Origin of the sequence: Pedobacter rhizosphaerae, assembly GCF_900111155.1 — a bacterium.
GTDB lineage: Bacteria > Bacteroidota > Bacteroidia > Sphingobacteriales > Sphingobacteriaceae > Pedobacter > Pedobacter rhizosphaerae.
This window is the reverse complement of the sequence record NZ_FOGG01000020.1, coordinates 37,774-60,327: the sequence shown is the minus strand read 5'-3', so window position 1 is coordinate 60,327 and position 22,554 is coordinate 37,774. Positions and strand designations below refer to the sequence as shown.

The following is a 22,554-nucleotide window of genomic DNA, read 5'->3' as shown; positions in this document are numbered from 1 at the left end:
ACCGAACGGTTTTGTCCTTGGCTACAAATTTAGCTTATAATAGCGCTAAACAAAGTCATCCACGAACAATATTTTTCCACTTATTAACCTGGATCGTATATCGCACATTGTATCCGTACCATTTTTCCAGTTCCGTTTTTGAATAAAGCATCTCCTCTACCGGCAAGCGTTTCTGCTCCAGCATCATCTAAAATCACCCTGCTATCAACAGCGGTTCTCACCCGAAGTGCAATCACCCCTGGAAGATTAGATTTAATTGCTGAACTGATAATGTTGACAAGTGGTTTTTGCGTTGCCACAATAACATGAATTCCAGCAGCCCTTGCTTTCTGGGCAAGCCGTTTCAATAAAAGTTCAATAGTACTTTTGTTTGCAGGATTTTCATCCAGCAGGTCCGAATACTCATCCAAGACAATCAGCCAGCGTGGTAAAAGCAATGCTTTCTCTGCTGAGACAAAACTGTTGTAGTCATTTATGTCTTTTGCTGCCCTACCCGATGATTCCCGAATAGTTCTAAATAATACGTATCGACGATCCATTTCCTGCACTGCTTCCTCTAATAAAGCAATAGCCTCTTCAGAGGACATGCCGTTAGGCCTTGGCGTATGCTCTAGATCTTCAAAATCGATTAACTCATTACCCTTGGGATCAACCAGATATAACCGAAGCTCTGCCGGTGAATAAAAGTGCGCTGCACTCCGGATTAGCGTATCGAGCACTACAGATTTGCCAGACCCCGTTGTGCCAGCGAGTAAAAGATGCGGCGAATTGGATGATGATAGGTTTACCGTGCTCACGTTTCCTTCTATATCAACCCCAAAAGGTATCCTAAAATCCTCATTTTTAACAAACCTGGACCAGAGATGCTCAGTGGTAACGGTAACTTTCTGATCTTCCGATTTGGGCGCCTCTAACCAGATTTTGCCCAGGTCAGAAAATATCCTTACACTCGAACCTTCTGGAAGCTCGAGGGCGATATTGAGTTCCTCTGTGGCGGATTTCAGCTTTTTAATCAGCGTACCAGGCGCGGGCCTAATTTCGAAACGGTAAAAAGCTGGTCCCTCAAAGAAATGAATGTCACCTGGAAGATCTTTTATAATTCCAATACCTATCGCAGTTAACTTTTCATATACTGCACTATAGATCTTGATGATATCTGTCTGAGCTAGTTTGTTAAAGGTCAGCGTGGTTGTACCAACATCAAATCCATCTTCATCATCTTGGAGCAATTCGATTTCAAGCTGAAGGGCAGGTTTACTTTCGAATTCATCTACTTCGTCGCTATCTAAATACCGGTGACGGAGCAACGATTTGGCTTTAATGGAATCTAATGTTTCTGTATCCAATTCATTTCTTAAAATGCTCACCCCCTCATGCAGCGCGCGCAGCGAATCCCCTTTTAGCAGGGTCACAATACAGCCGTCATCATCATAAGCAATCGAACGGCTCATAAATTCGCTGGCCCACTTAAAAGCCAGCACACCAAAGTAACCGATATGTCTATCCAAGGTGTTTAGGATTCTGAAATCATCATTCAGCAGTCTGGCCTTATGACTGGCTATGGACTGCCACTTTTCGCTATATTCTGGCCAGACGTTATACAAAGCAAACTTTTCAGCACTGATCAACATTAATTTCGCAAAAAAGTTCCGATAAATTTTCGCGGCAAGTCTGTCTTCATCCATCAGATATTTTCTAAGCAGGCCTGCCGTTTTAGCACTCTGCTCCTTTGCTTTCAGAATTGTTGCAGGATCTATATTCCCAATTTTAACCTCGACAGGATAAAGATACATCGCTAGCTCACCATCAGTTTCCTCCAATCCGACAAATAACAAATCATCTGAATGCACCCCCTCACTACCTAGGTTCTTAGCAGAAAATAGCCCGTCTGCCTGCTTTAATCCTACTGCTCCCGATACCCGCAGAATCTCTTCGAGAGATATAGGCACCCAGGTAATATCGGGATGATCAAGAATAGCGAGCATAGATTTGACTGCGCTGAGCATACTCAATTTTTCCATTCTGAAATAACCTGCATTTTTGGTAGGCGTATTCAGATCAAGCAACCACTCGCCATTGATTGCATTAAACTGATCGATTACATGGATCAATGCCTCATCCGATATTTCCTCTTCCTGCTGGCGGAAAACTTCCTGAATGGTCGCCTTGTAGGGGATCCATTTACTGGTGATAGTTATCGCATCATAGCCACTGGCATTATTGTATTGGTCACTATAGTGAATAATAACGATATCCTTGAAGGATTTAAAAAAAGTGAGGTCAACCTTGGGCTCGATAAAAGTCACCCACTGACTGTTGGAATATATGCCCTCAAGCTGATTACTTGCATTTTTGTTGATCACAAAACCTATTGCCTCGTTTGGATTGTACTGATCATGGCTATTAACAACTTTGGCATAGCTGTTCAATTTATTGATCAATCCTAAAAAAGAACCATTTTCCACCTCTCTCCCCTCAGCACCGAAACCTGTCCTAAATGAATCACGCTGGAATACCGAAGGCACGTCAGCCATTAACCCATCAAGGCTCACCCCTGATGGTATTTCAAAAATATTGTTGGCATTTTTGGCAACTTGCGAAGGGGCAAACTGATAAAAAGAAAGATGGGCGTAGGAATATTCATTGCCGTCTTCTACTTTAAAAAAAGTGAGTTTTTTACTGTACAGATCAAATAACTCATCGGGATCTGGCACAAAAGGAAGCTTGATATCGAATGATTTTTCCAGATTCTCCACCTGATCACATAGCGTCAGTTCTTCAAATTTAGTCATGTATCCATGCGATCCGTATATCTTTACCTGGATAGAAACTGCATCATCAGCTTTCAGCTTTTCCTGCCTAAAGAACTTGGCGTAATAGCTTAAAATGCCCTGTACAATCTCGCTACAGTCCCCTTGATTGAAAACATTAATTTTTAGGACCGAGCGTTGCCCCACAAACAGATAAGCAAAATGTTTTAGGAACTGATCGAGTTTTTTATGTACCAGATCTGGAACGAAGTGTTTGGATACCTGTTGAGCGTACACCTCATCACAAAAATAGTACAGCCACTCTCTTGACCCGGTATGCTCGATCGGCTGGTAATAATAATGCCCGTCTCCAGATTTCTTTTGGTTTCCTTTGATATAGGGCACAAGGTTGATCGGTCTTAACCTTTTAAACAGATAAGAGGCCAGTTCTTCTCCATTTAACTTCTCGGTCACTTTGAGCAAATAAGCGATATTAATAGGATGCAACGGAGATAGCTTGAGCATTTTATTACCCGAGGTCATCTCGACGCTCCCGATCCGAAGCAGATCGCCCTGGTTATGATGGAGTGCCTTTCCGGTTTCGATTCCTTCTAAAGCTTGTAAAAAGCTCCCAAGAAATGTGCTGTATAAATCATGAAGAGTTGGAGTGAGCTGGGCAAGGCTAGGCAAAAGCCTATGGATACGGAAATATTCCAAAAGCGCCAGATATGCCTGGCGTACCGAATGATCTACAAGTATATCCTCCTTCGGTAAAAGATTGTTGTCCAAATGCTGATAAAAGGCCAGGTAATCTGCATTGATAATTGATTGTTCGAAAGCTAAATTCTCGCGAAACTCTTCTTTAACATAATATCTTTTAGTACCCTGGCTAAGGGTAACAGTAATCTTATCTTTTTCGCTTACACTTGTGTAAGTAAAGGAACCCCCGACGATCTTTTTCTCCCTCACCTCCTGTGCGGAGATAAATTGCGGCACCTCATTATCAACCGCCAAATGAAGCGGAATTATCAAATCTTCATATTGGATTGAAAACTTAATATCCTCTATTTCGCTATCTGAAAGAACAACATCTGGTTGTAGCACCAGGCTTCGTCCCTCGTTAAGAGTAAACACCGAGTCCTCTCGGATTTTTTCGCTCAGCACGGACTCCTGACCAGGATTAAAAGTTATGGCATCTTTAGTTTTAAGTAAAAGGTGCCAGTCATTGGGTTTGCCTTTTATGCGGTAAAAGGACTTGATGCCCAGTAAAATCTGTGCCTTAAAAGGTACAATGAGAAAATTGAAGACAAATTTTGAAGAGAAGCCCGGTTGCGTATAAGAAATACTCTTCATCACAACTCCTTCGTGATCGCCAGCGATCATCGTCATCTGAATTTTTCTCCCGCTGATGCTATATTCACTTCCGGTCAGATTTTTCGGTTGACTAAGTCCTTCTTTTCTAAGGCGTCCATCAAAATTGAGCGAAAAATTAACTCTGGCGAGCAATTGGTGGTTGAAAATCAAGATATGCCTAATCCGCTCTTTGGCCAGGCTATCTCCATCTGCACTATCCCAACAGGTTAACAGGTCGTCTGTTAGTTCCGTTACATTAGGAGAATAGGTAATATTGGTTGTTTTGTTCCTTTCTGTGTTCCAATTGGAAACATCTGTTAGGTCTTCATTCATCCAGTCTTGTGGACGAGAAAGTTTTGTAACCCCTTCCTGACTAAACTGTCTTTCTAAAATTTTATCCAGGCCACCATATTGATGTCCATTACTAACTTGATCGAACCATTCTTCATTTTTGAACAGTCGTTTAAGACCGTCCTCATCCGAGACAGTTTTAAGTCCCCGATCAGGGAAAAGGCCTAGTTTTGCATAATCTTCTAGCTCGATCTTCTTTTTTCCTAAAATGCGCAGGAAAATAGAATAATTAAAAAGCGAAAAATCGTCATCCCGATCTTCAGCCGAATCATCGATGCGAAACCTGAGCACTAATTTGTCACTTTTAGAAAAATGCGGATCCTGCTGGATCTGGTTTTTTATTTTATCACGAACATAATTTACATTGAGTGGCTTAGAAGTCTCGGACAAACTTTTACAGCCGCCTACAATGCTGTCCAATGAGGTATTATGGATAAAAAGAATTGCAGCCCCTTCAAAATTCTCTTTGCCGTCTGAAATCTGATTTCTGAGTCCAGTCAAAAAATCTTCGCTAACATCCGGAGCACTCGCTGCAATGACCAATCGACAACCGGCAAGCTTGATACTATAGGTATGGTAATCTTCATGGGTAAAAGGCGCCACATCATAACCATCTCTTTTTGCGATATCTTCCAAGGCATTATACTGCTCGAAAACTTGTTCTGCCTGTTCGTATTTAATATGGAATTTTTCACCTGGAGAAATGTGGTTCTTGCTGAGATAATCAAGCAAAACCTCTGATATGTAATCGTATATATATTCTTTAGTCTCGATCATAACATTGTGGGATTAAATTTGCTGATATACTGGGCATCACCGCTATCACTTTTCTTTTCCAGTAAATTGATTTTTTCGTAATAACTTAGCACATGGTCCCTGGAAACATTATCAAATCTTACCCCTCTCTGTTCAAGCTCATCCCATAGCTGATTTAACCTGATCCGATCATGATTTCCCACGCATAACCGTGTCAGTAGCAGCAACTGTTCCTGGTTCAGTGCTAAAGACAGCCCTAATTTCCCGCGCTTTCTAGAAAAGTTGAAATTGGTAAAATCGATCATCCATTGCTGATAAGCTTCCTTTGCCCTTTCTCTGTTACTCTGTCCAAACTGAAACTCGATCATCTCAAAGAGTTCAATGATTGCCCTCTGCACGGTAGCCTCATCGGTATCGACCTGCGAAGGTGAAAAATTACCCCAGTTCACATCCTTAATCCCTTCTTTGTACATCTCTTTAAGCTCGTTCAAGGCTTCTTTCAACTCGTCTTTTTCATCTTTGTCCATTGAGGCAAGGTGAACAGAGATCTGTTGGTAAGTTAGGGGGCCATCCTGAAAACCTTCTATATAGTTGATCATTTCCAGATTCACAGCATGGGAAAAGATCTTCTCTACGTGATTTTCAAACATCTTCCAACCATTGGTGATAGGCAACCTGTAATCCTGAAGCTTCTCCCACTGTACTGAAAAGAACAGCTTATCAGTAGGTTGATCAAAAAAACTATTCAGTTCAATGGTGAGGTCGGTAATGTATCTGAAAAAATAGAATTTGAGCAACTGATGAAAACTGTTGACAAACAGATCCGGCTGCGATAGCAAAGTCTGAAGATCTTTTTTAAACAATGCTTTCGTTTTCTCTGAGGCCATCACATAACGTTCATGCACATTTTCCTCTTTCTCATCTGCTGGCAGGCATAACAAGATCAGTTTATAGAGCAGGTTGTCTGGATCTTTATTGGCCAGGCTTTTTAAGTTCTGTTGCTCGTTGAGATCAAAAAAAACAGAATATAGGCATTTTGCAATATTGGTCAAAGTCGGGTTGAACTTTGAATGTCTGATGTGAGGATAAACCAGTACGTCAAAAAGTACCAACTGCCCGTGTTCATCGAAGGCTACGCTTTCTAAAATATTTTTTAAATTAGGATCTCCCGGTGCTCCTGCCTTTTCACAGACAACAGCAATAAATTTATCTTTATCAAAATCTGCATTCTGAGACAGCCCCATTGCTTCGCGGAAGCAGGCACCTGCAACCCCTTTAAAATCTATTAGCGCTAACTTCACTTCTTCTTCACGAAGAGAGGTAGCATTTGCAATAAAAGGGAAAACTTTAATCACCTTGCCCGGCTTATGCCTAAAAGTATCTTTAAGGAAAAGATTTTTCTTAAATCCTTCTGTATCTATCTTAAATCTCATGCGTTCTTCTTAAATTGGAAATCGTCAAAACCTGGAGTAAACTGAAGGGTAAAAACCTGCTTATTTTCGCCAGTGAATTCCTGAATCATCAGCTCTTTGTTCTGCGCTTCAAATTTGCTGACATCATTTACAAATTGAGTGAACTTAACCTGAAGGCTTTTATCGATTCTGTTCGGCCTATAGCCATTGTTGATCTTCGCAATCAATTCATATAGAGGGAGATCAATCGAAAGAGAAAAAATCTTTTCATGTGGCAATACCTTGAATGCTAAACTAAGGTTGCTAGAAAATTTGCTTGCATCAGACATCGCTAAAATTGTTGTAGGGACGAATTGCAATTCCAGCTTTTGGCTGATCTGGAATAGGCTCTGTTTACGGCCGATATTCAAATTAATTCTGGCGCTGTTTCCAAAGGTCAACCCGTTCCACAAATAGATTGCATTCTGTACCTCTTTATAGAGCGGTAACATCGCTTTGATATCACCAGAATTATAAAGGTAAAGGTACTTGATGTAGAGATCGAAAGGACTGGCGGCCAATTTAACACTATCGATTTTCAAAAATCTCAGCCGAAGGTAAAGTGAAATGGTTTGAGCGGTATCTAAGAGCTGTATAACCCGAAACAAGGGATCTTTATCCTGCAATAGTTTATCTATCACAAAATAATCTCTTCTATTATCGGATGTTCCGATCTTAATAATTTTTTCATCCAGTTCCTCACTTCCTCCATCCACAGGATCATATCCAGAAATACTCTTAAGGATATTTGAAGTTGAACCACTTTCAAACAATAACACAGGCAAGGTATGACTGTAAAAATCTTTCTGGTATTTTGCTTCTATAACGCGCTGATGAATCTCTTCATCATTCATTTGAGCAAATTCAGCCGGCACAATCAAATCATAAACCAGGTTCATCAATAAACGGACCGATATAATAAGCTTGTCTACCAAAACCGTTTTGACAATCAGCTCACTAAGGGCGGTCTGCACACTTGGCAAACCAAGCATTTCAAAATTATAACGGATCGGACAATAGCTTTCAGCACTATCTTCCTTATAATCCTGCAAAAACGCGGCATAAAAAGGGTTGTCTGCATTTTTCGCAACAATTCGCCTGATCACCTCTAAAAGAACATTAGATCTAGCCCCGTCAGGTTGGAGATCGAAAATTTGATAATCGGTTAGATTGACAGAAAAAAAGTGGTCATTTACCGGAGGAGCGGAATCAGTATTTTCAGGGTCAATCAACCGCCAATCCTCTACATATTTTCTAAGTCCGTTGAACTCTTCCCCAACATGTTCAAGAAAATTAGCAAGCGTCCCCAGATTGATTGCGATAATGGTCTTTACGATCTGCTTTCCAGTAGAAAGTTCTCCATCGCGGTAAGGAGAGAATACCTCGGCCAAGTTTTCAAGATAACTTTTGTGCTTTGACCGACTTTCAGTTGCATCGTTATATACCTTAAAAGTATCAAGGATTTCCTTGTGCATTTCCCACATCCTGGCCAAAAGGTGAGATTTTCCATCTCCCACATTTCCCAGAACCAAGATCAAGCTCGATTGGTCCCTGGAACCTGATTCCAGGATCAATGAACTAAGATCCTTTTCAATTTTTCTTTCGACGTGGAGATACCGCTTCAGCTCGCTTAATGAAGCATGTTCACCGTCCACCACGGCTTCCTTAGCTGACAGCTTCAGCGTGTCTAGTAATTTTTTAAGTGCCATAAGAGCGTTAAGTTAAACAGCGCCAATTTTAGTGATCGAAACCCTCACTAAAAAATTCTTTTAGTGTAATTCCAAGTCCGTCCAATACCTTGCAAAGCGTTAAAAATTTGAGATTATCGCCCTGCTCATACCGGCCATATTGGGTACGGGATATGCCACTATCATTGGCAAAATGTTCATAGTTGGAATATCCTTTTTCAATCCGCAGCGACTTAATCCTGTTAGCCAGGTTGATTAGAAGCCGCTTTTCCTCACTTGATATTTCCTTCATTTATTAAATTAGGTTTTAACAAATGTTGCAAAATAAACCAAGGTAAATTACCGCTCTAGAGTGTCTTTAATCCAATAGGGAATATGATTATAATAGATCGATCAATCTTGCTGTGATGCAATTTTAAGCTCCAAATAGACCGCCCTGAAAAAATGAGAGCAAATATTACAAAATATCAAAACAGATATTTCACTCTTCCAATTTAAAGTCACAGGCGCTATTAACCAACTTTTGCGATTATAAAAATTTTAAGAAATGAGTAAACAAACCACATTTGATTTCAATGTCATAAAAAACTATATTTGAAAAATTCTAAATGCTCAGTTCATGAATAATTCCATTTTTAAAACATTAAATGGTGATCCTAAAATTCCATCGAGTTCAATTTCCACACAAATTAACCATGGATAGGGACACACTTAAAAACTTTTTTTCAATACGAAAAATTATCTTCCGGAAAACCGAGATCGCTATCTTGGAAAAGATCGAAAAACATATTGCTGATGATTTAGACCTTTGGAAATTACCCAACCTGATCCACCCATTAATGCTAGTTGGAATTTCAATGATTGGTTTTTGTCTTTTTAAAGACCCCAAGCAGGTAACCTTAATTAATGTAATTAATCTCTTGGTAAATGGTAGTTTGCCCATGTTTGCCTTTAACCGTATGAGCTCACTAAGCACAAATCTGTTTAAAACCAACAAATCCGAAGAAGAAAAAGCCAAAACCAGGACTTATTCAATTAGAGTAAAGATAAACGATTGGTCTAAATTACTGATATTTCTGATCGGCATATTTTATGTTTTTCAGGTTACTAAAACCCCTTTTAACTGTCTACCATCAATTTTATTCGTCCAAATTCCCTTGACAGCACTTATGGTTTGGTGTTCAGTCACACTTTCCCGCGATTCATTTCTTCTGCAAGAACAGTTCATCACCAGTACTTTTGCCGATTTGATTAATGATGGAGCAAAAGAGGACAAAAAACATCTGCAAAACAAATACGGGGAGGAAGATAATGGATAATCTTAATAATACCATTCAAGCCAGAAGGGTCGAACAAAATAATCAAGAGTTCTATCTTGGCATTTTTTCAATTGAACAAATTCTAACCTTTACGAAGTTTACTGAACGCCTGATTGTGAATTATGATGAGGAAAATAAGCCCATATATAACGATCACATCCAAAGAAAAGTGGAAAACCCAAGGGTGGAGCGAATTGTAGACTTTTTGCTAGACGATCCTGACGCGCTCTTCCCTACCAATCTTGTAATAGCCATACCCAATGCGGTTATTGAAACTTTTGAGGAAACCAGCCCTGGTATCCATGAAATTAAGTTAAGCCAACGAGTATTTAGTGAAATACGGCGTGTAAACGGAGATGTATTTTTAACCATTATTGATGGACAGCACCGTATCAAAGGAATTGAAGCAGCAATTGCCAAACTCGAATCGGAAATGATTAATCTTAGCCAGATCGCAAGAAGCTCGCCCGATGCCCGCTTTAAGAGAGACTTAGCAAAAAAGACAACTGCGTTGCAAAATTTAAAAAAGATTCAACTTCCAGTTACTTTCTTCATTGATCCAACCCTTGAATTTCAGGCTATGGTGTTCTCAACAATTAATCGAACACAAAAGTCCGTACCTCAAAGTCTAGTATACAGTTTGTTTGGTCTACGAACCGATGATTCACCACAAAAAACGGCCCTGCAGACCGTTTTAACGCTCAATAGTTTTATCGAATCTCCCTTCCACAACAGAATCAAACTTTATGGAGGAAAGTACGAGCGAAATCAAAGTCCCCCACTAACACAAGCGACAATGGTAAAATCAATCATTGATTTTATCTCTACCAATTTAAGGGAATCAGAGAAAGATCGCTTTAGAGAAAGAAAAGACCTTAAAGTGAATATTAGTGATGACTTTCCATTTCGTAAATACTATGCCAATGATCGGGATACGCTGATCCTGGATATTATGTATTCTTACTTTAAAGCAGTCCAAAAAACATTTCAACGTGATGATGCTTCTTTATGGGATTTTGAAACCATTGAAACCAAACCAACTAACATCCTACATACAGCTGTTGGATACCAGGCTTTGCTGGATATTTTAAAGGACATCTTAAAAGAGGTAAAAACCGATGATGAACGTGATAAAGTTGCTACATACAAAAGCTACCTGCAAAAGGCAGGTCACATAAACGTTAGCGACAATGCCAGATATCCATTTACAAGTAAATCAAAACGAATTTTCTACCTCGATTTAAGCCTAGCAATTTGGCCGAATAAAGGCCCAGAGGATAACAGAAGAACATTATTAGCAGAAGCTTTAAGGCAATAGTCAAAAAATACTTTTTTTTAAAATGCCATGCCCACACCGTTTTCTTGGACTTCACTTAACCGACTCTCTTTTTCCTAACTGGGAAGTCGAATATCTGTTTGTCGGCACATTTAATCCACTATGGGATAGGCCTGATGCAAACAACGCGGATATTTCTATGGTCGAAGCGCATATTTCTGGGATGCGGTTAGTACCTTTTTTGGAGATACCATTTATGGGTCCAATCGTGAAGATAGAGAAATGATGGTTAATTTTTGTAAAAAACACAAAACCGGCTTTACTGATCTAATCATTTCTGTGAAGGATGCTGATTTGGAGCAAATAGATCATCGCATAAAAATCTGGTCGGTGAAAGATCTGGAAACTTTCAAAGATATCAAATGGAATACAACGCAGATTAAGAATTTCCTTAAGTGTAAAAAACCAGAGCAGGTATTTTTCACTCTACTATCCGGCAATCGTAAGTCGATCTTCTCAAAAGAAATCCGTGACATCGAACAACAAGCTCGTCAATTAGGTATAAATCACAAAAGATTTCACTACCTACCGGAGCAAGGCTGGGAAATGGCGTCCCTAGGCTGCATCAATTAGTTGAACGGTGAAGCATTAAAGAAAGACTGCCCAAATTAGACTTATTTAAATACCTGAATCATTTCAAAAAAGTAAAAAAACCTGCTTCTGGCAAAAGAGTAAAGCTCTGAATAAAGTTCACTCATCAATTCACCTAAAAAACGAAATTTCGATCATGAACAGATATGTTCTATTTATAGAAGAAGGGGGAAAAATAACACTTATTGACCAACTTACGAATACCAATACCAAACAAGGCCATAACTGTTATTCGAGAAATAAATATTTCTCACATAAAGGTTAACTATCAAATGACCATTGACCTCAATTATTCCACCAAAGCTAAAAACTTTAAGAATACCAGAGATCTAGGTAAAGCGGTTTATGATTTTTCAAAAGCAAAGGGCTATAGCAACACATCTAGTAATGACAATTAAAGAAAACCCTGGCAAAACCAGGGTAGGTAAACAAATATGCCTCAAAGACTTCCCAAGCGTCTACCAAGTTCCATCGCCGCCATAATTGATGAAGATTTGGCAATACCCATACCTGCAAAACGGCATAGACCAGGAAAATCCAGTGCAGCCAGTCCCCCGAGCCTCCATTCCACACTCTGCAATATCCTATGCGCAAGATCAATCGCCGATTCATTTGGTGTTCCCGAACCTATCAGCATTGCAAGCAGTTCGGTATCAGTCATCATAGCAGAGCCCCTCTCCAGCATTTTTTCCCTTGGCCTCTCCCTTTCCTCCATCCCTTTGATACCACTTCCCATCTCTCCAAAGCTCGACTGTCTGGATGCCCACATATCCTGCACCGATTCATATTTCTTCCCAAAATGTGCAACCGCCGCCAACAAAGAGCATAAACTTCCTATAAAGACTTCAAAATCTTCCTCGAACACAGGGATCGACTGACGGACAAACCCGCTGCCAAGCTGCGCTTCACTCAGGGTAAGGCTGATATAATTACTTCGGTTCCGGGCCTGTTTATAATCCAGATAATAGTTTTTTCTTCCACGTGAGAAGCTTTCCGATGTTAAAATGTTAGTTTTCATAATGTTTTTGATTTAATATCCGGCATCAAAATTGGGTGCTCATCCAAAAATTAACAGCAGAAAAAATCACATTATCTGATAGCTAAAATGAACAACAGTTTCCCAAAAAAATTATCCGATATTAGATACCGGAAACAGTTAAGAAACAACACAAAACACTATGAACCAAGAACTAAACTTCACAGAAAAACCACATTGCCGTTACTGCGAGAAGCCACTGCTCGGCAGAGCAGGAAAAATCTTCTGCAACGTGGATTGTAAAAACAACTACAACAGCCGAATCCGGTCAGCACAGCGTGCAGAAGAGAACAAACGCTTTCCCCAAGTAATCCAGACCATCAAAAACAACTATAGGATTTTGCTGCAATACGATTTGGCCAACTTGAAAGAAGGAGAAGTAAAGCATGTCCGCAAAGATGAACTTAGAAGCCTTGGCTTTGATCACCGTTACTGTACAGGGGCCGTAATCGAAAACGTTAGAGAACTATGGAAGTGCTGCTTTGAATTTTGTTGGAAAGAGGAAATGAACTGGCTTACACTAAAATACTCACCATCAATGAATAATCGCTATAATTATTAGCGATCACTAACCTACAAACGCATAAAATATTATCCGTTGCCAATATCGATGCTAACAATGGTTAAATAAAGATTTAGCTTCGCTTCACTCACAGTAAAAGCAAAAAAATCGCCAGCGTCGTTACATTATTTAGCCTTACTTGCTTCCAAGGAAAACACAGTGTAGCCTATTCATTTTCTAATCTTCCAAGGATATCATTCTTGAATTTACTGAACGGCCTTTGGTGATAATTTTTAGGATCTTCTTCGATACCAAAAATAAGACGTTTGGCCTCTGAAGGACTTAAGGGCAGATCCGGTAATGTACTCTTTAGTAGCTTGCTGATATAATTATCCGGATACTTATAGCGCAGATCTAGCAAATCACGAAGCTCTAAAGGGGAATGTACATCGTAAGCTTCTTCGATTTTTAGTTCTTTTATATTGGCGGCGATTCTGCTCGTTGCCGAATCAATCTTAACATTCAAGGTTTTAAGATCCTGGTGACGGTAATTGAAAGTAAATCTTTCGAGTTGATTTTCAGCATAAGGGTGAAAATGCGTATCCAATTGAAAGTTTTTATCGCTTTTAATCTGGTTGCATATTCCGCAGCTAGGAATGAGATTGTAGTAAGAAAGCGCAAGCAAAGGATACCTGGATTTGGAAAACCAGTGATCAAACTGTGCTCTCGCCACATGTTTCACAATTGGTAACTGAGGTTGTTGTTCGGGACGTGGAGGTGCTCCAATTCCTGTGATCGTATTCGTATATAACCGGTTGCAATATGTACAGGTATTACGGCCAATTTTTGCAGCAAGATAGTATGAATTCTTTTTATTTCTTGAAATGATCGCATTATAATCGAATAGCTTTGGCACATCCTGGTAAGCATTATAAACGCTGTGCTCTTCCAAAAAGTTCTTATCAGAATCTGATTGCGTGCTCTTTGACCTTATTTTGAGGAATTCTTCAAATTTATCTGGATCATAATCAGGAATCAACAAACCCATGACCTTCGTATTGATGTCCATCATATTTTCTGGTTCAGCAGACAGAATTTCCTCAAGTAGCTGATCCGAAAAGACATTATTATCGAAATAGGTAGAAGAATTCTTAAGCATCCTACCTTTGATTGCCAAAAGGACAAGGTCAACATATTCTTTAAGGTGTTCCTTTTGCGGACGCGGGATACTAAGCATTTTTCTCGAGTGTTAATTTTTCTTTTTCCAACTGCTCAATTTTTTTGGAAAGCTCATCTATCCGGTACTGATTGTCGATTTCGCCGAGCATCTCTTGCAGTTTAGTTCTAAGCAGAGGCTCATCAATTTGGGAGACCAAAGCCCGGTGAAAACTTAAGTCCAAATTGATTGAGTTCCTTGAAAGAATACTTAACTGCTCTTTTATGTTATCTTTAAGGTCCTTTTCGTCAATGGATAGCTCTTCTTTGAAATTTAATAGCTCATTGTTGAGCCGCTTATAATTAATAAAGCTGATCGTTTCGTTTATCTTGTGCCGCGCAAATTCACCCATAGAACCATCTTTTAAGAAAAAACTCAGCTGCAACAGGTCATGGATATTTGCACCGAAAGTTTTAAAGGCGCTGATATCGGTCTCTGGAACCGCATCGCTCTGCAAAAACAGGATATTACTGCTTGGAATATCAGAGAGGATAAATGGTGAATGGGTTAAAAAAAGAAAATTAATTGCATTGATATGGCTCTTTTTTCCAAGGTGTACACTCTTTAGCGATCTGATAATTCGTGATATGAATTGCCTTTGATACTCTGGGTGGAAGTAAAGTTCGATTTCATCATAGATAATATTGATATTCCTGTACTTGACCCGATCGAACCGGCTTCCAGTCACTGAATTGATATTGTTGATATGATAAATCACCGACTGTGAGGCGTGGATAAGCTGCTGTTCCCCTGAACTGAGCGAACTGAATGGCGATTCCGATTCAGCATCCTTTTCTTGTAAATAAATTTCAATATCAAAAAATGAGGGCGGCAAATGCATAACCATATTCTCTGTTGTAGCATCTTTAGCCCACTTTACCAAATCTTCAAGCGTGAAGTCATATTGATCAAGGGCATTTCTTTGTTTGAAGGCGTTTTCCTTGGAATCCAAACTACTATATCTAAAAAAATTGACCAATTGCTTAAGTTTGAAGGCAACATGGCTTTCCTCTTCAAGCAAGTTTTTGGTGATTTGATCGTAATCAACCTCCGACGGGGTATTGTTAGATTTTCTAAAACCTTTGTATTCATCGTACTGGTCTGCAATCTTTTTCACTTTTTTAATCGCATACTTATCCATTTCTGATTGAAAAGGATGTTGATTTGACATCAGTATTTTTTGATCTTCAATTCCCAATTCTGCAAAAACATTGTTGGTAATAATATCTAAATCCGAAGTGCCAGAGGTTATATTTGAGCCTCGTTTTATGGATTCTTCTCCTACCTTATCCTTAATGAGCGTAAAACGAATCTTTGATACATATTGTTTTTCCGTAAGGTAAATCTGCTTCTCTTTAGAGATTTTTCGCTCGATCATCAAATTGGAAAGCAAGCGGTATTTTGCACGCAAGATCTCATCATTGATTTTAAAATTGCCATTTGTTCTCATGGGATTGATTACCAGCGGCGTCTTATAACCATCATTCTTATGGAAAAGCAAATTGATCCATCCGCCCATCTTACTCGCATTGAGCGAGTAATGAGAATAGTTTACCGATACATTATAAAAAAAAGCTTCTCCCAATTTCTTCTGATAGCTGCCACTATTAAGTAATTTGGTGTCAATATCCGAGGCAGTTTTTGGCAAATTACTTTCAATTAGCTCAAGTCTGCACTGTGCACCTTGCTGCCCCTCATCGATCCTTAAGACAAACACCTGATTTGCAATCTGATAAATGAGCTCCACCCTTAAACCAGCTTGCATTGCTGATAATTCCTTTTGTGCGGATTGAAGTTCCGATATTTTTCTCTTCAGCCAACCAAGTTCATTCTGGATTTTAGACTTCTCATTCAAAGATTCCCCTATAGCATTTTTCAGCTCATTGACTTTCTTTACGATATTTTCTTGCTGCAATATTTCATCGAGGCGTTGATTAAGTTTTTCTTCCTCCAGCTTTTCCCTTTCACCATTTGGATTGGCATCAAGCTCAGCTTGGAGACGTTCCTCCTCTTTTTCATTATCCTCAGGTGTTGGAAGAACACCCAACTCGGAAGAAAAAAGATACACCGCTGCAAAAAGCAGTTCAATCAAAGTACTTTTTCCTGATCCATTTCTGCCTACCACTGCCGAAACATTTACGGCAATCGGGCGATCATCACCCGAGGTTGTATTGTACAAACTATCCATCGGTGTTTCCGGGACCGAAACTTTTAAAATTTTAGCAGATCCGCTAGCCCCGGCAGTTTTATCCAGATCAAAAATGTATTGGTTATAAAACTGATAGATCGTACCGCTCTTGAGATTCTTACGATAGCGTTCGTCGCATCCCTCAAGAGGTCTTATGGCCAGAAACCTGAATACTCCTTTGACTTCGTTTTTTTTTATATTAGACATGTTGCATTAATTAATTTTAAATGATCTGACTGATGGTCCAACATATTACACATAAAAATCAAATCTTAATGTTTGAATATTACCCGAAATCTTGGAATACAAACTATGAATACTGCGAATTAAAATATAAAATCGGCAAAAGGAACCTCACATTACTACTAAGGACTTCTTTTAAAAATCCGCTTACCAACCTTATAGGCAAAAGCAACACCGGAACTTATGGGAAGGCCATTGAAAGCCATAGCATCGAGCATAAGCGTTGATGAAAACTCTAAGGTATTCAGTGCAATATCTTTATTTCTTTCCAGCAGGGACTTTGAAGAGAATATTTTCAATGCTGATTGTTCATAGAACTGCTTATTTAACACAAACTCTATCAGCTCATCTACCGAAGAACTTTGGGGGCTCCGCAGAAAAAAATCCAAATTCTTGTCTTTCTCTAATGAGTCCACTGTTTGCAAATCTTCATAAATACGGAGCTCACTTAAATATTTCGCAAACAAATCATCCCCAAAAATAGCTTTAGTTCCCGTGTTAAGCTCATATCCCAACATTCCCTCAAGGGTAATCGGCATATCCGTATTGATCACATATTTATCCCCCATGACATTATAAAACTGATTAAAATATTTATCTGTATGGAGAAAATCCTGGCCGTCCGCAACAAACTTATCCGTTCGAAAAAGACTGACCATCCCTTTTTTATATGCTTTCTGCAATAGATAAAGACCTGCAATAAAATTATCAGGTTCTATTTTTCTCTCATCAAGACCGAATGAACGCTGATAGTCTTTTAAATCATCTTCAAATGTATAAAGGGTTACCGGCATCATCTGCCTATTCCAAATCTCTACAAACTGCACAGAATCCGGCACTATAATTTCGCTGTAAAACACATCAAGTCCTGACAATACCAGGGAAAGTTTATAAGGTTCTAATATTAGGGGAAGGTCTATCGAGACTTTGGGTAAAGACATTTTATATTTAGTTGAGCAAAATTAATTTTCAGATGCGACAATAATAATAAAAAGAATGGTGAGTTACGATCTTATTTAGCTCACTCTGTAAATAAAGTTATCCTTAAGCATTCCCCAATCTAATCGAAGAGTTGGAATAAGATGTTTAATTGCTTTTGGTGGGCGAGATAGCGGGAAAGGGTGTCTATAGAAAGGATTTTTTTGAGGTGATTTTTACGTGCTAGGCCGTAGCGGCTTCTGATGGATTCAAAGAGCAGGTCTGCCTGTTCGAAACGTGTTCTGAGTTCCCAGCATTGGGGATAGCTGAGCAGCAGGACCTTGGTGTCTTTGACCACTTCGATGGATACTGAGGAATGGGCCTGGTCGAAGAAGCCGGGCATGGCATAGACGAAACTGTTATTGAACCAGAACCAGCTGGTATGGGTCTGCTGGGTGTAGCGGTCAACGGTGATTTCCCGCAGCAGTCCTTCCAGGATAAACCAGAGGTGGGGCTGTTTTGAGCCGGCGGTGAGGATATAGGTTCCTTTTTTCAGGGTTACTTCCAGCAGGATTTCGCGGAGGGCTGTATTGAGCGCGCCGCTTAAAATCAGGAAGGTTTCCATTACGGATGTGATGGCGTTAAAGGATTCATCGGATAGCGGTAGCGCGGATCCTGCATTTACAAAGTCAATTATAGGGATAGTGTGTTGAATAAAAAATAGCGGCTACTCTGAAGTAACCGCTAACAAGGGTTGTTATGATATAGGGACGAAAAATAATTGCTTTTTTAATAGTAACCCGGTTCCATCCAGAACCGGGATTAACTAACCTAAACTTAAAACTAAACTGTTCTTGTGATGCTGTTATTCTATGTCTTTGTCACTGATCTGGTCGTTTTCGGGTTTGTATTTTAGCGGCAACCTACGGCCTTTTTCATCGGCAATCATCCATTTTCCTTTGAGGTAAAACAGGCCGTAGTTTTGGTCTTTATGGCGGTCAACGTCGATTCCGATTACTTTACCCCCGTAATAGCTGGCGATGTAAAAGAATTTCTTAACTTTAAGGATGAGGGAATTAGAGCCGCCATTCGAGCTCAGTCTGGATGATCAGCTTTTAAGTATATCTGAACACGAGCTTGCCGGCAAAAGAGTGTTTCATGTGAATTTTGGTACTGGGGAGAAGCCTTTGGTGATTGCCGTTGGATTGGGCGTCAGGGGTGAAAAATTCTGGACTTCTATTCCTGAGGGCAGGCAGGCTGAAGCGCAGCGGATCGGTAAATTGATTGCGGGTTATATCCGCGGTAAAAAGTAGTTTAGGAGGATTAATTATGTGTTATTATAACGGTCAGAAGGTAACCAGGGCGGAGTTTATCCAGTTGAAGCAACTGGAAAAGGCGGTCCGGGACTATGATTTTTTGAATGTAGATGTGCATAACGGGTTTAATTATCCGCCCTGTGCGATAGCTATTGCCACGGATGACAAACGCGATTTTGAGCTGGTGCAGGCCGAATGGGGCTATGTGCCGGGCAAAATGAGCACGGATGAAGCGGTAGCCTTCCGACGCAAACTGACCACATTGAATTTCAAGGGAGAAAACCTTTGGGTAAGCGAAAGCGGGAAGCGCTCGATGTGGAAGGACGCGGCCAGGTCACGCAGGTGCCTGGTGCTATCTACCGGTATCATTGAATCCCAGCATATCCCCAAAATCGGAAAAAAAGGACAGGCGCTTAAAGAAACCATCAAATACCCGCATCAGGTGACCTTGAAAGACCATGAGTATTTCTGGCTGCCGGGTTTGTACAGTGACTGGGTAAACACTGATACGGGCGAGGTGACCAAAACTTTTGCCATTGGGATTACCAAGGCCAATGAGCTGATGAAGCAGGTGCATAATTCTAAGTTGCGCATGCCCTGTATTTTGACCGATGAGCTTGCCTGGGAGTGGTTCATGGGCGATTTATCTGATGAACGGATCACTGAAATTGCGATGACGCAGATTCCTTCGCGGCTAATGGAATATTGCACCATTGGGCCGGAATACAGGCTCGAGGGTGTGGTTAATAAAAAGCAGTATCCCGAGCTGCCGGAGATCAGGCAGGAGTTTATCGATCAGGAGGTACTGGAGTTTGACCACTGGTCAAAGGGATAAGGTTGTTTTTCGGTATTTAATTAGAGATTTATGGGTTCGAACTTTTCACGACATTTGCAGTTATTGTGGCGCCCAACTCTCGAGTTTCAACTGGCTAGTTTTTGGGGAGGGGCTCATTCAAAAGAAAAAACAACTTAACAATTGTCAAACATTGGGGATATTTTTCCTATAAGAAAACCATTTGTATAAGCGCACATTTTTAATAAAAAATTAGCCTATACCATTGGTGAATAAGAAAAGTCTGTCTATTTCCAAAAAAATGGGCAGTATCACTTTTAAGAATACTCAGTTTTAAGTATTGCCGAGCTTACTGTTACCTGCTAAATTTATAGTCGAAAACCAAGAACTTCCCAATTTATAATTAATCACCTGCGCCAGGCATTCCAGTATCAGCCGGCATAATTTCGCCGGCAGAACCACAGGAATATATGCTTTGTGCAAGATTAGCCCTAGGTAAGATACGATGCTCCCAGATAAAATTCGTCCCGGCCAGTCATGAGCAACTTTAAGCGTTCAAAATATTTTGAACGGCTCAGAAACATGATGATCGTGCTGTTGCAAACTGTACGCGTAAGTTTTTTTTTCGATCACCGATAGTTTTCCAAAGGAAAACCAAACAGAAAAACCTGGAAAAAGCAGAAATGAGGTCTGGCCAGCCCAACTTTTTTTATAAACCGATGAGCAGACCCAAATGGACTGGATAAAAAAACTACTCCAAATATTTATAACCTTAATTAAAAAAGTGATGTCAATACTAGAAGGAATTTTCGAAAAAAAGTCAACAAGCTGGACCTATAGTCCAATTGCTGCGCAGCAGGCTCCAGCGGGAAACCCTCCACAACAGCTACTTCCGGATCGGTGTTATCTGCATGTATTTTTACGCTCCATGAAAATACTCAATACCCGTGAACTTTGGAAGAACTACTATCCGACAACGCACAGCCATATCGAACTCGGTGATATTTCCGGTAAAACGGCCAACTTCAACACCGTAACCACACCGGGAAACCTGCAGGCCATCGATGCCGCCCATGTGGATCTTATTGTCAACATCAGCCAGCGCCTGCTTGGCCCTGTACCCTACCGAGGCGGTGGCCTCAAACTTGAAATAGGACTCTTTTCGATCAAAGAGCAGGACCTACTCAAACCCTTTGTAAGTTTACTCTCCAACCTATCCACTCTGGGTGGTGTTTCCTTTCTTTCAGCTGCTCTCCCCTATGCCAAGCCACTGGAAGATGGCATATCGCTATTGACCAATACTGCTGATACCAGACTGGAGATCGGACTCAATACCGAATTCAAGGACCTCACTACCGGCTATTACGTAGTCATGCGAAAAGATGTGGATGAGATCAATATCAACGAAGTACACGTTTCTCCAAATGATTACCGTTTGCTGGACAAACACGGCAAAACCATCAAAGACGCGCCTTATATGGTACTGGAGATCATGGCCTCCACTACCCGGGAAGACTATTACAATATCCCCGAAGTAGCTGCAAGCTATAACAGCCTGAGGTCTTTACTGGCCACAGGCAAAACAGATGAAGCCAAAGCTGCACTGGAAAATCTCAAAAGGGTGATGTACAATAGCCCTGAACTCATCTTTTCGGACAGTAAAGAAATATTTAAAAAAATCAGCCAGCAGGTCTCTGAACAACTGGAATCACTTTCTCCCACCAAGGTTAGTATTAACGGACAGCTTGAAAGCCTCACGCTCCCTAAACAACTGTTTCTACCCGAACTCAGTGAAGTACTCGAAGGCGTACAGCATTATGAAGGTTACAACGGATATCAGGAAAACTTCCTGGGCGTGAAAGTTGCAAGACCTGACCTTAACAAATATCAGGGAGACATCACCTGCTTAACCGGATCAGCCTCCACTGTGCTCAACTACCTCAACTACAGCGTTGAGCTCTCCAGCTCCAGAAAGTTCCCGTTTTACAGTGCAAGCAACATCAACGGCGCGGCATTCAAAAAAGCCGAACGCAGCGATAGATGGAGACGCGATACTCGTATTGCTTTTGACAGCCAGTACGGAGGAGAACTTTATTCGGCAGACCACAGTAACTTTGACAGAGGCCACATGACCAAAAGAGAAGACGTGCAGTGGGGAGACCAGATCGGTATCGCGGAAAGAGCAGCAGATTCAACCTTCTTTTTTACCAATGCAGTTCCCCAGCATGCCAGACTCAACCAGCGGATCTGGCGAAAACTCGAAGACTACATTCTGCATACCGAAGCGGTAAAAAACGGTTATAAAATCTCAGTCATTACCGGCCCCGTACTTCGCGCAGAAGATCCGACCTTTCTCACCAGGGTCAACCAGATCGCAGTGAAACTGCCCACACTTTTCTACAAGATCGTCTATTACCTTAAGGACGGCAAAGACCTATACCGGACAGGATTCCTGATGAGCCAGAAGAGCTTACTGGAGAAAAATAACATAATCGAAACCAGTCAGCTTGAAGCGCTAGAAAGCGCCATCCCCCCATTCATGGATTTTGATAAAGCAGCTACATATCAGGTAACCGTGGCCACCATCGAAAAACTCACCGGACTCACATTTGCCTCAGCAGCAGAGATGTTCCAGGATGATAAACCCATAGAACTGATCGAAAAACAGGTCGACGTACTGGAATCAATGCCTCAAGGCCTTGACTTTGATTACAGTTTTGGAATTGCCAACATAACCCTTTAACACC

The 22,554-nt window shown here is 40.6% G+C and carries 16 protein-coding genes; 7 read left to right on the top strand and 9 right to left on the bottom strand.

What is annotated here, in order from left to right:
• Positions 1 to 83: 83 nt before the first annotated feature.
• Genes dptH through BMX11_RS15950 form a run of 4 tightly spaced genes read right to left on the bottom strand, consistent with a single transcriptional unit; the run spans position 84 to position 8,641 of the window.
• Positions 84 to 5,231 carry a DNA phosphorothioation-dependent restriction protein DptH gene (gene dptH, locus BMX11_RS15965; RefSeq protein ID WP_090886039.1) on the bottom strand — a complete coding sequence of 1,716 codons (5,148 nt, stop codon included), beginning with the start codon at positions 5,229 to 5,231 and terminating at the stop codon, positions 84 to 86.
• Positions 5,228 to 6,643 (bottom strand): DNA phosphorothioation-dependent restriction protein DptG, encoded by a 1,416-nt coding sequence (gene dptG / locus BMX11_RS15960; RefSeq protein ID WP_090886037.1) that lies wholly within the window; start codon positions 6,641 to 6,643, stop codon positions 5,228 to 5,230. Before dptG ends, dptH begins: the two co-directional genes overlap by 4 nt.
• Positions 6,640 to 8,370 (bottom strand): DNA phosphorothioation-dependent restriction protein DptF, encoded by a 1,731-nt coding sequence (dptF, locus tag BMX11_RS15955; protein ID WP_090886035.1) that lies wholly within the window; start codon positions 8,368 to 8,370, stop codon positions 6,640 to 6,642. The genes dptG and dptF overlap by 4 nt, the downstream gene beginning before the upstream one ends.
• A 28-nt stretch (positions 8,371 to 8,398) precedes the next feature.
• Positions 8,399 to 8,641: a helix-turn-helix domain-containing protein gene (locus tag BMX11_RS15950; RefSeq protein WP_090886033.1), complete on the bottom strand. Its 243-nt coding sequence runs from the start codon at positions 8,639 to 8,641 to the stop codon at positions 8,399 to 8,401.
• A 475-nt stretch (positions 8,642 to 9,116) separates the two neighbouring features.
• On the opposite strand from BMX11_RS15950, the gene BMX11_RS15945 reads away from it, so the two are divergent.
• The 3 genes from BMX11_RS15945 (at position 9,117) to BMX11_RS15930 (ending at position 11,577) form a co-directional block, all read left to right on the top strand.
• Positions 9,117 to 9,668, top strand: a complete 552-nt coding sequence (locus tag BMX11_RS15945) for a hypothetical protein (RefSeq protein ID WP_139180204.1) — start codon at positions 9,117 to 9,119, stop codon at positions 9,666 to 9,668.
• Complete coding sequence (locus BMX11_RS15940; protein ID WP_175474585.1) at positions 9,661 to 10,986, top strand: DGQHR domain-containing protein; 1,326 nt, start codon at positions 9,661 to 9,663, stop codon at positions 10,984 to 10,986. Before BMX11_RS15945 ends, BMX11_RS15940 begins: the two co-directional genes overlap by 8 nt.
• Positions 10,987 to 11,226: 240 nt before the next feature.
• Complete coding sequence (locus tag BMX11_RS15930) at positions 11,227 to 11,577, top strand: hypothetical protein (protein WP_090886025.1); 351 nt, start codon at positions 11,227 to 11,229, stop codon at positions 11,575 to 11,577.
• 457 nt (positions 11,578 to 12,034) lie between these two features.
• On the opposite strand, the gene BMX11_RS15925 is transcribed toward BMX11_RS15930, so the two are convergent.
• Positions 12,035 to 12,613, bottom strand: a complete 579-nt coding sequence (locus BMX11_RS15925; protein ID WP_090886023.1) for a UPF0758 domain-containing protein — start codon at positions 12,611 to 12,613, stop codon at positions 12,035 to 12,037.
• Between the two features lie 160 nt (positions 12,614 to 12,773).
• Here BMX11_RS15925 and BMX11_RS15920 point away from each other — a divergent pair, with 160 nt between their 5' ends.
• A complete protein-coding gene (locus BMX11_RS15920) occupies positions 12,774 to 13,193 on the top strand; it encodes a hypothetical protein (protein ID WP_090886021.1) in 420 nt (139 codons plus the stop codon).
• 166 nt (positions 13,194 to 13,359) lie between these two features.
• On the opposite strand, the gene BMX11_RS15915 is transcribed toward BMX11_RS15920, so the two are convergent.
• The 4 genes from BMX11_RS15915 to BMX11_RS15900 form a co-directional block, all read right to left on the bottom strand.
• Positions 13,360 to 14,370 (bottom strand): hypothetical protein, encoded by a 1,011-nt coding sequence (locus tag BMX11_RS15915; protein WP_090886019.1) that lies wholly within the window; start codon positions 14,368 to 14,370, stop codon positions 13,360 to 13,362.
• Positions 14,363 to 16,417 carry a hypothetical protein gene (locus BMX11_RS15910; RefSeq protein WP_175474584.1) on the bottom strand — a complete coding sequence of 685 codons (2,055 nt, stop codon included), beginning with the start codon at positions 16,415 to 16,417 and terminating at the stop codon, positions 14,363 to 14,365. Before BMX11_RS15910 ends, BMX11_RS15915 begins: the two co-directional genes overlap by 8 nt.
• 485 nt (positions 16,418 to 16,902) lie before the next feature.
• A complete protein-coding gene (locus BMX11_RS15905) occupies positions 16,903 to 17,721 on the bottom strand; it encodes a hypothetical protein (protein ID WP_090886015.1) in 819 nt (272 codons plus the stop codon).
• A gap of 119 nt (positions 17,722 to 17,840) precedes the next feature.
• A complete protein-coding gene (locus BMX11_RS15900; protein WP_090886013.1) occupies positions 17,841 to 18,323 on the bottom strand; it encodes a Crp/Fnr family transcriptional regulator in 483 nt (160 codons plus the stop codon).
• Positions 18,324 to 18,765: 442 nt separating this feature from the next.
• Between BMX11_RS15900 and BMX11_RS15895 the strand changes: the two genes are divergently transcribed.
• The 3 genes from BMX11_RS15895 to BMX11_RS15885 all read left to right on the top strand — a co-directional run bounded on the left by BMX11_RS15895 (position 18,766) and on the right by BMX11_RS15885 (position 22,550).
• Entirely contained in the window at positions 18,766 to 19,011 is a 246-nt protein-coding gene (locus BMX11_RS15895; RefSeq protein ID WP_090886011.1) for a hypothetical protein, read from the top strand.
• Positions 19,012 to 19,075: 64 nt separating this feature from the next.
• Positions 19,076 to 19,849, top strand: a complete 774-nt coding sequence (locus tag BMX11_RS15890; RefSeq protein ID WP_175474583.1) for an SOS response-associated peptidase — start codon at positions 19,076 to 19,078, stop codon at positions 19,847 to 19,849.
• A gap of 745 nt (positions 19,850 to 20,594) precedes the next feature.
• Positions 20,595 to 22,550 carry a DNA/RNA non-specific endonuclease gene (locus BMX11_RS15885; protein ID WP_175474582.1) on the top strand — a complete coding sequence of 652 codons (1,956 nt, stop codon included), beginning with the start codon at positions 20,595 to 20,597 and terminating at the stop codon, positions 22,548 to 22,550.
• The last annotated feature ends 4 nt before the right edge of the window (positions 22,551 to 22,554 follow it).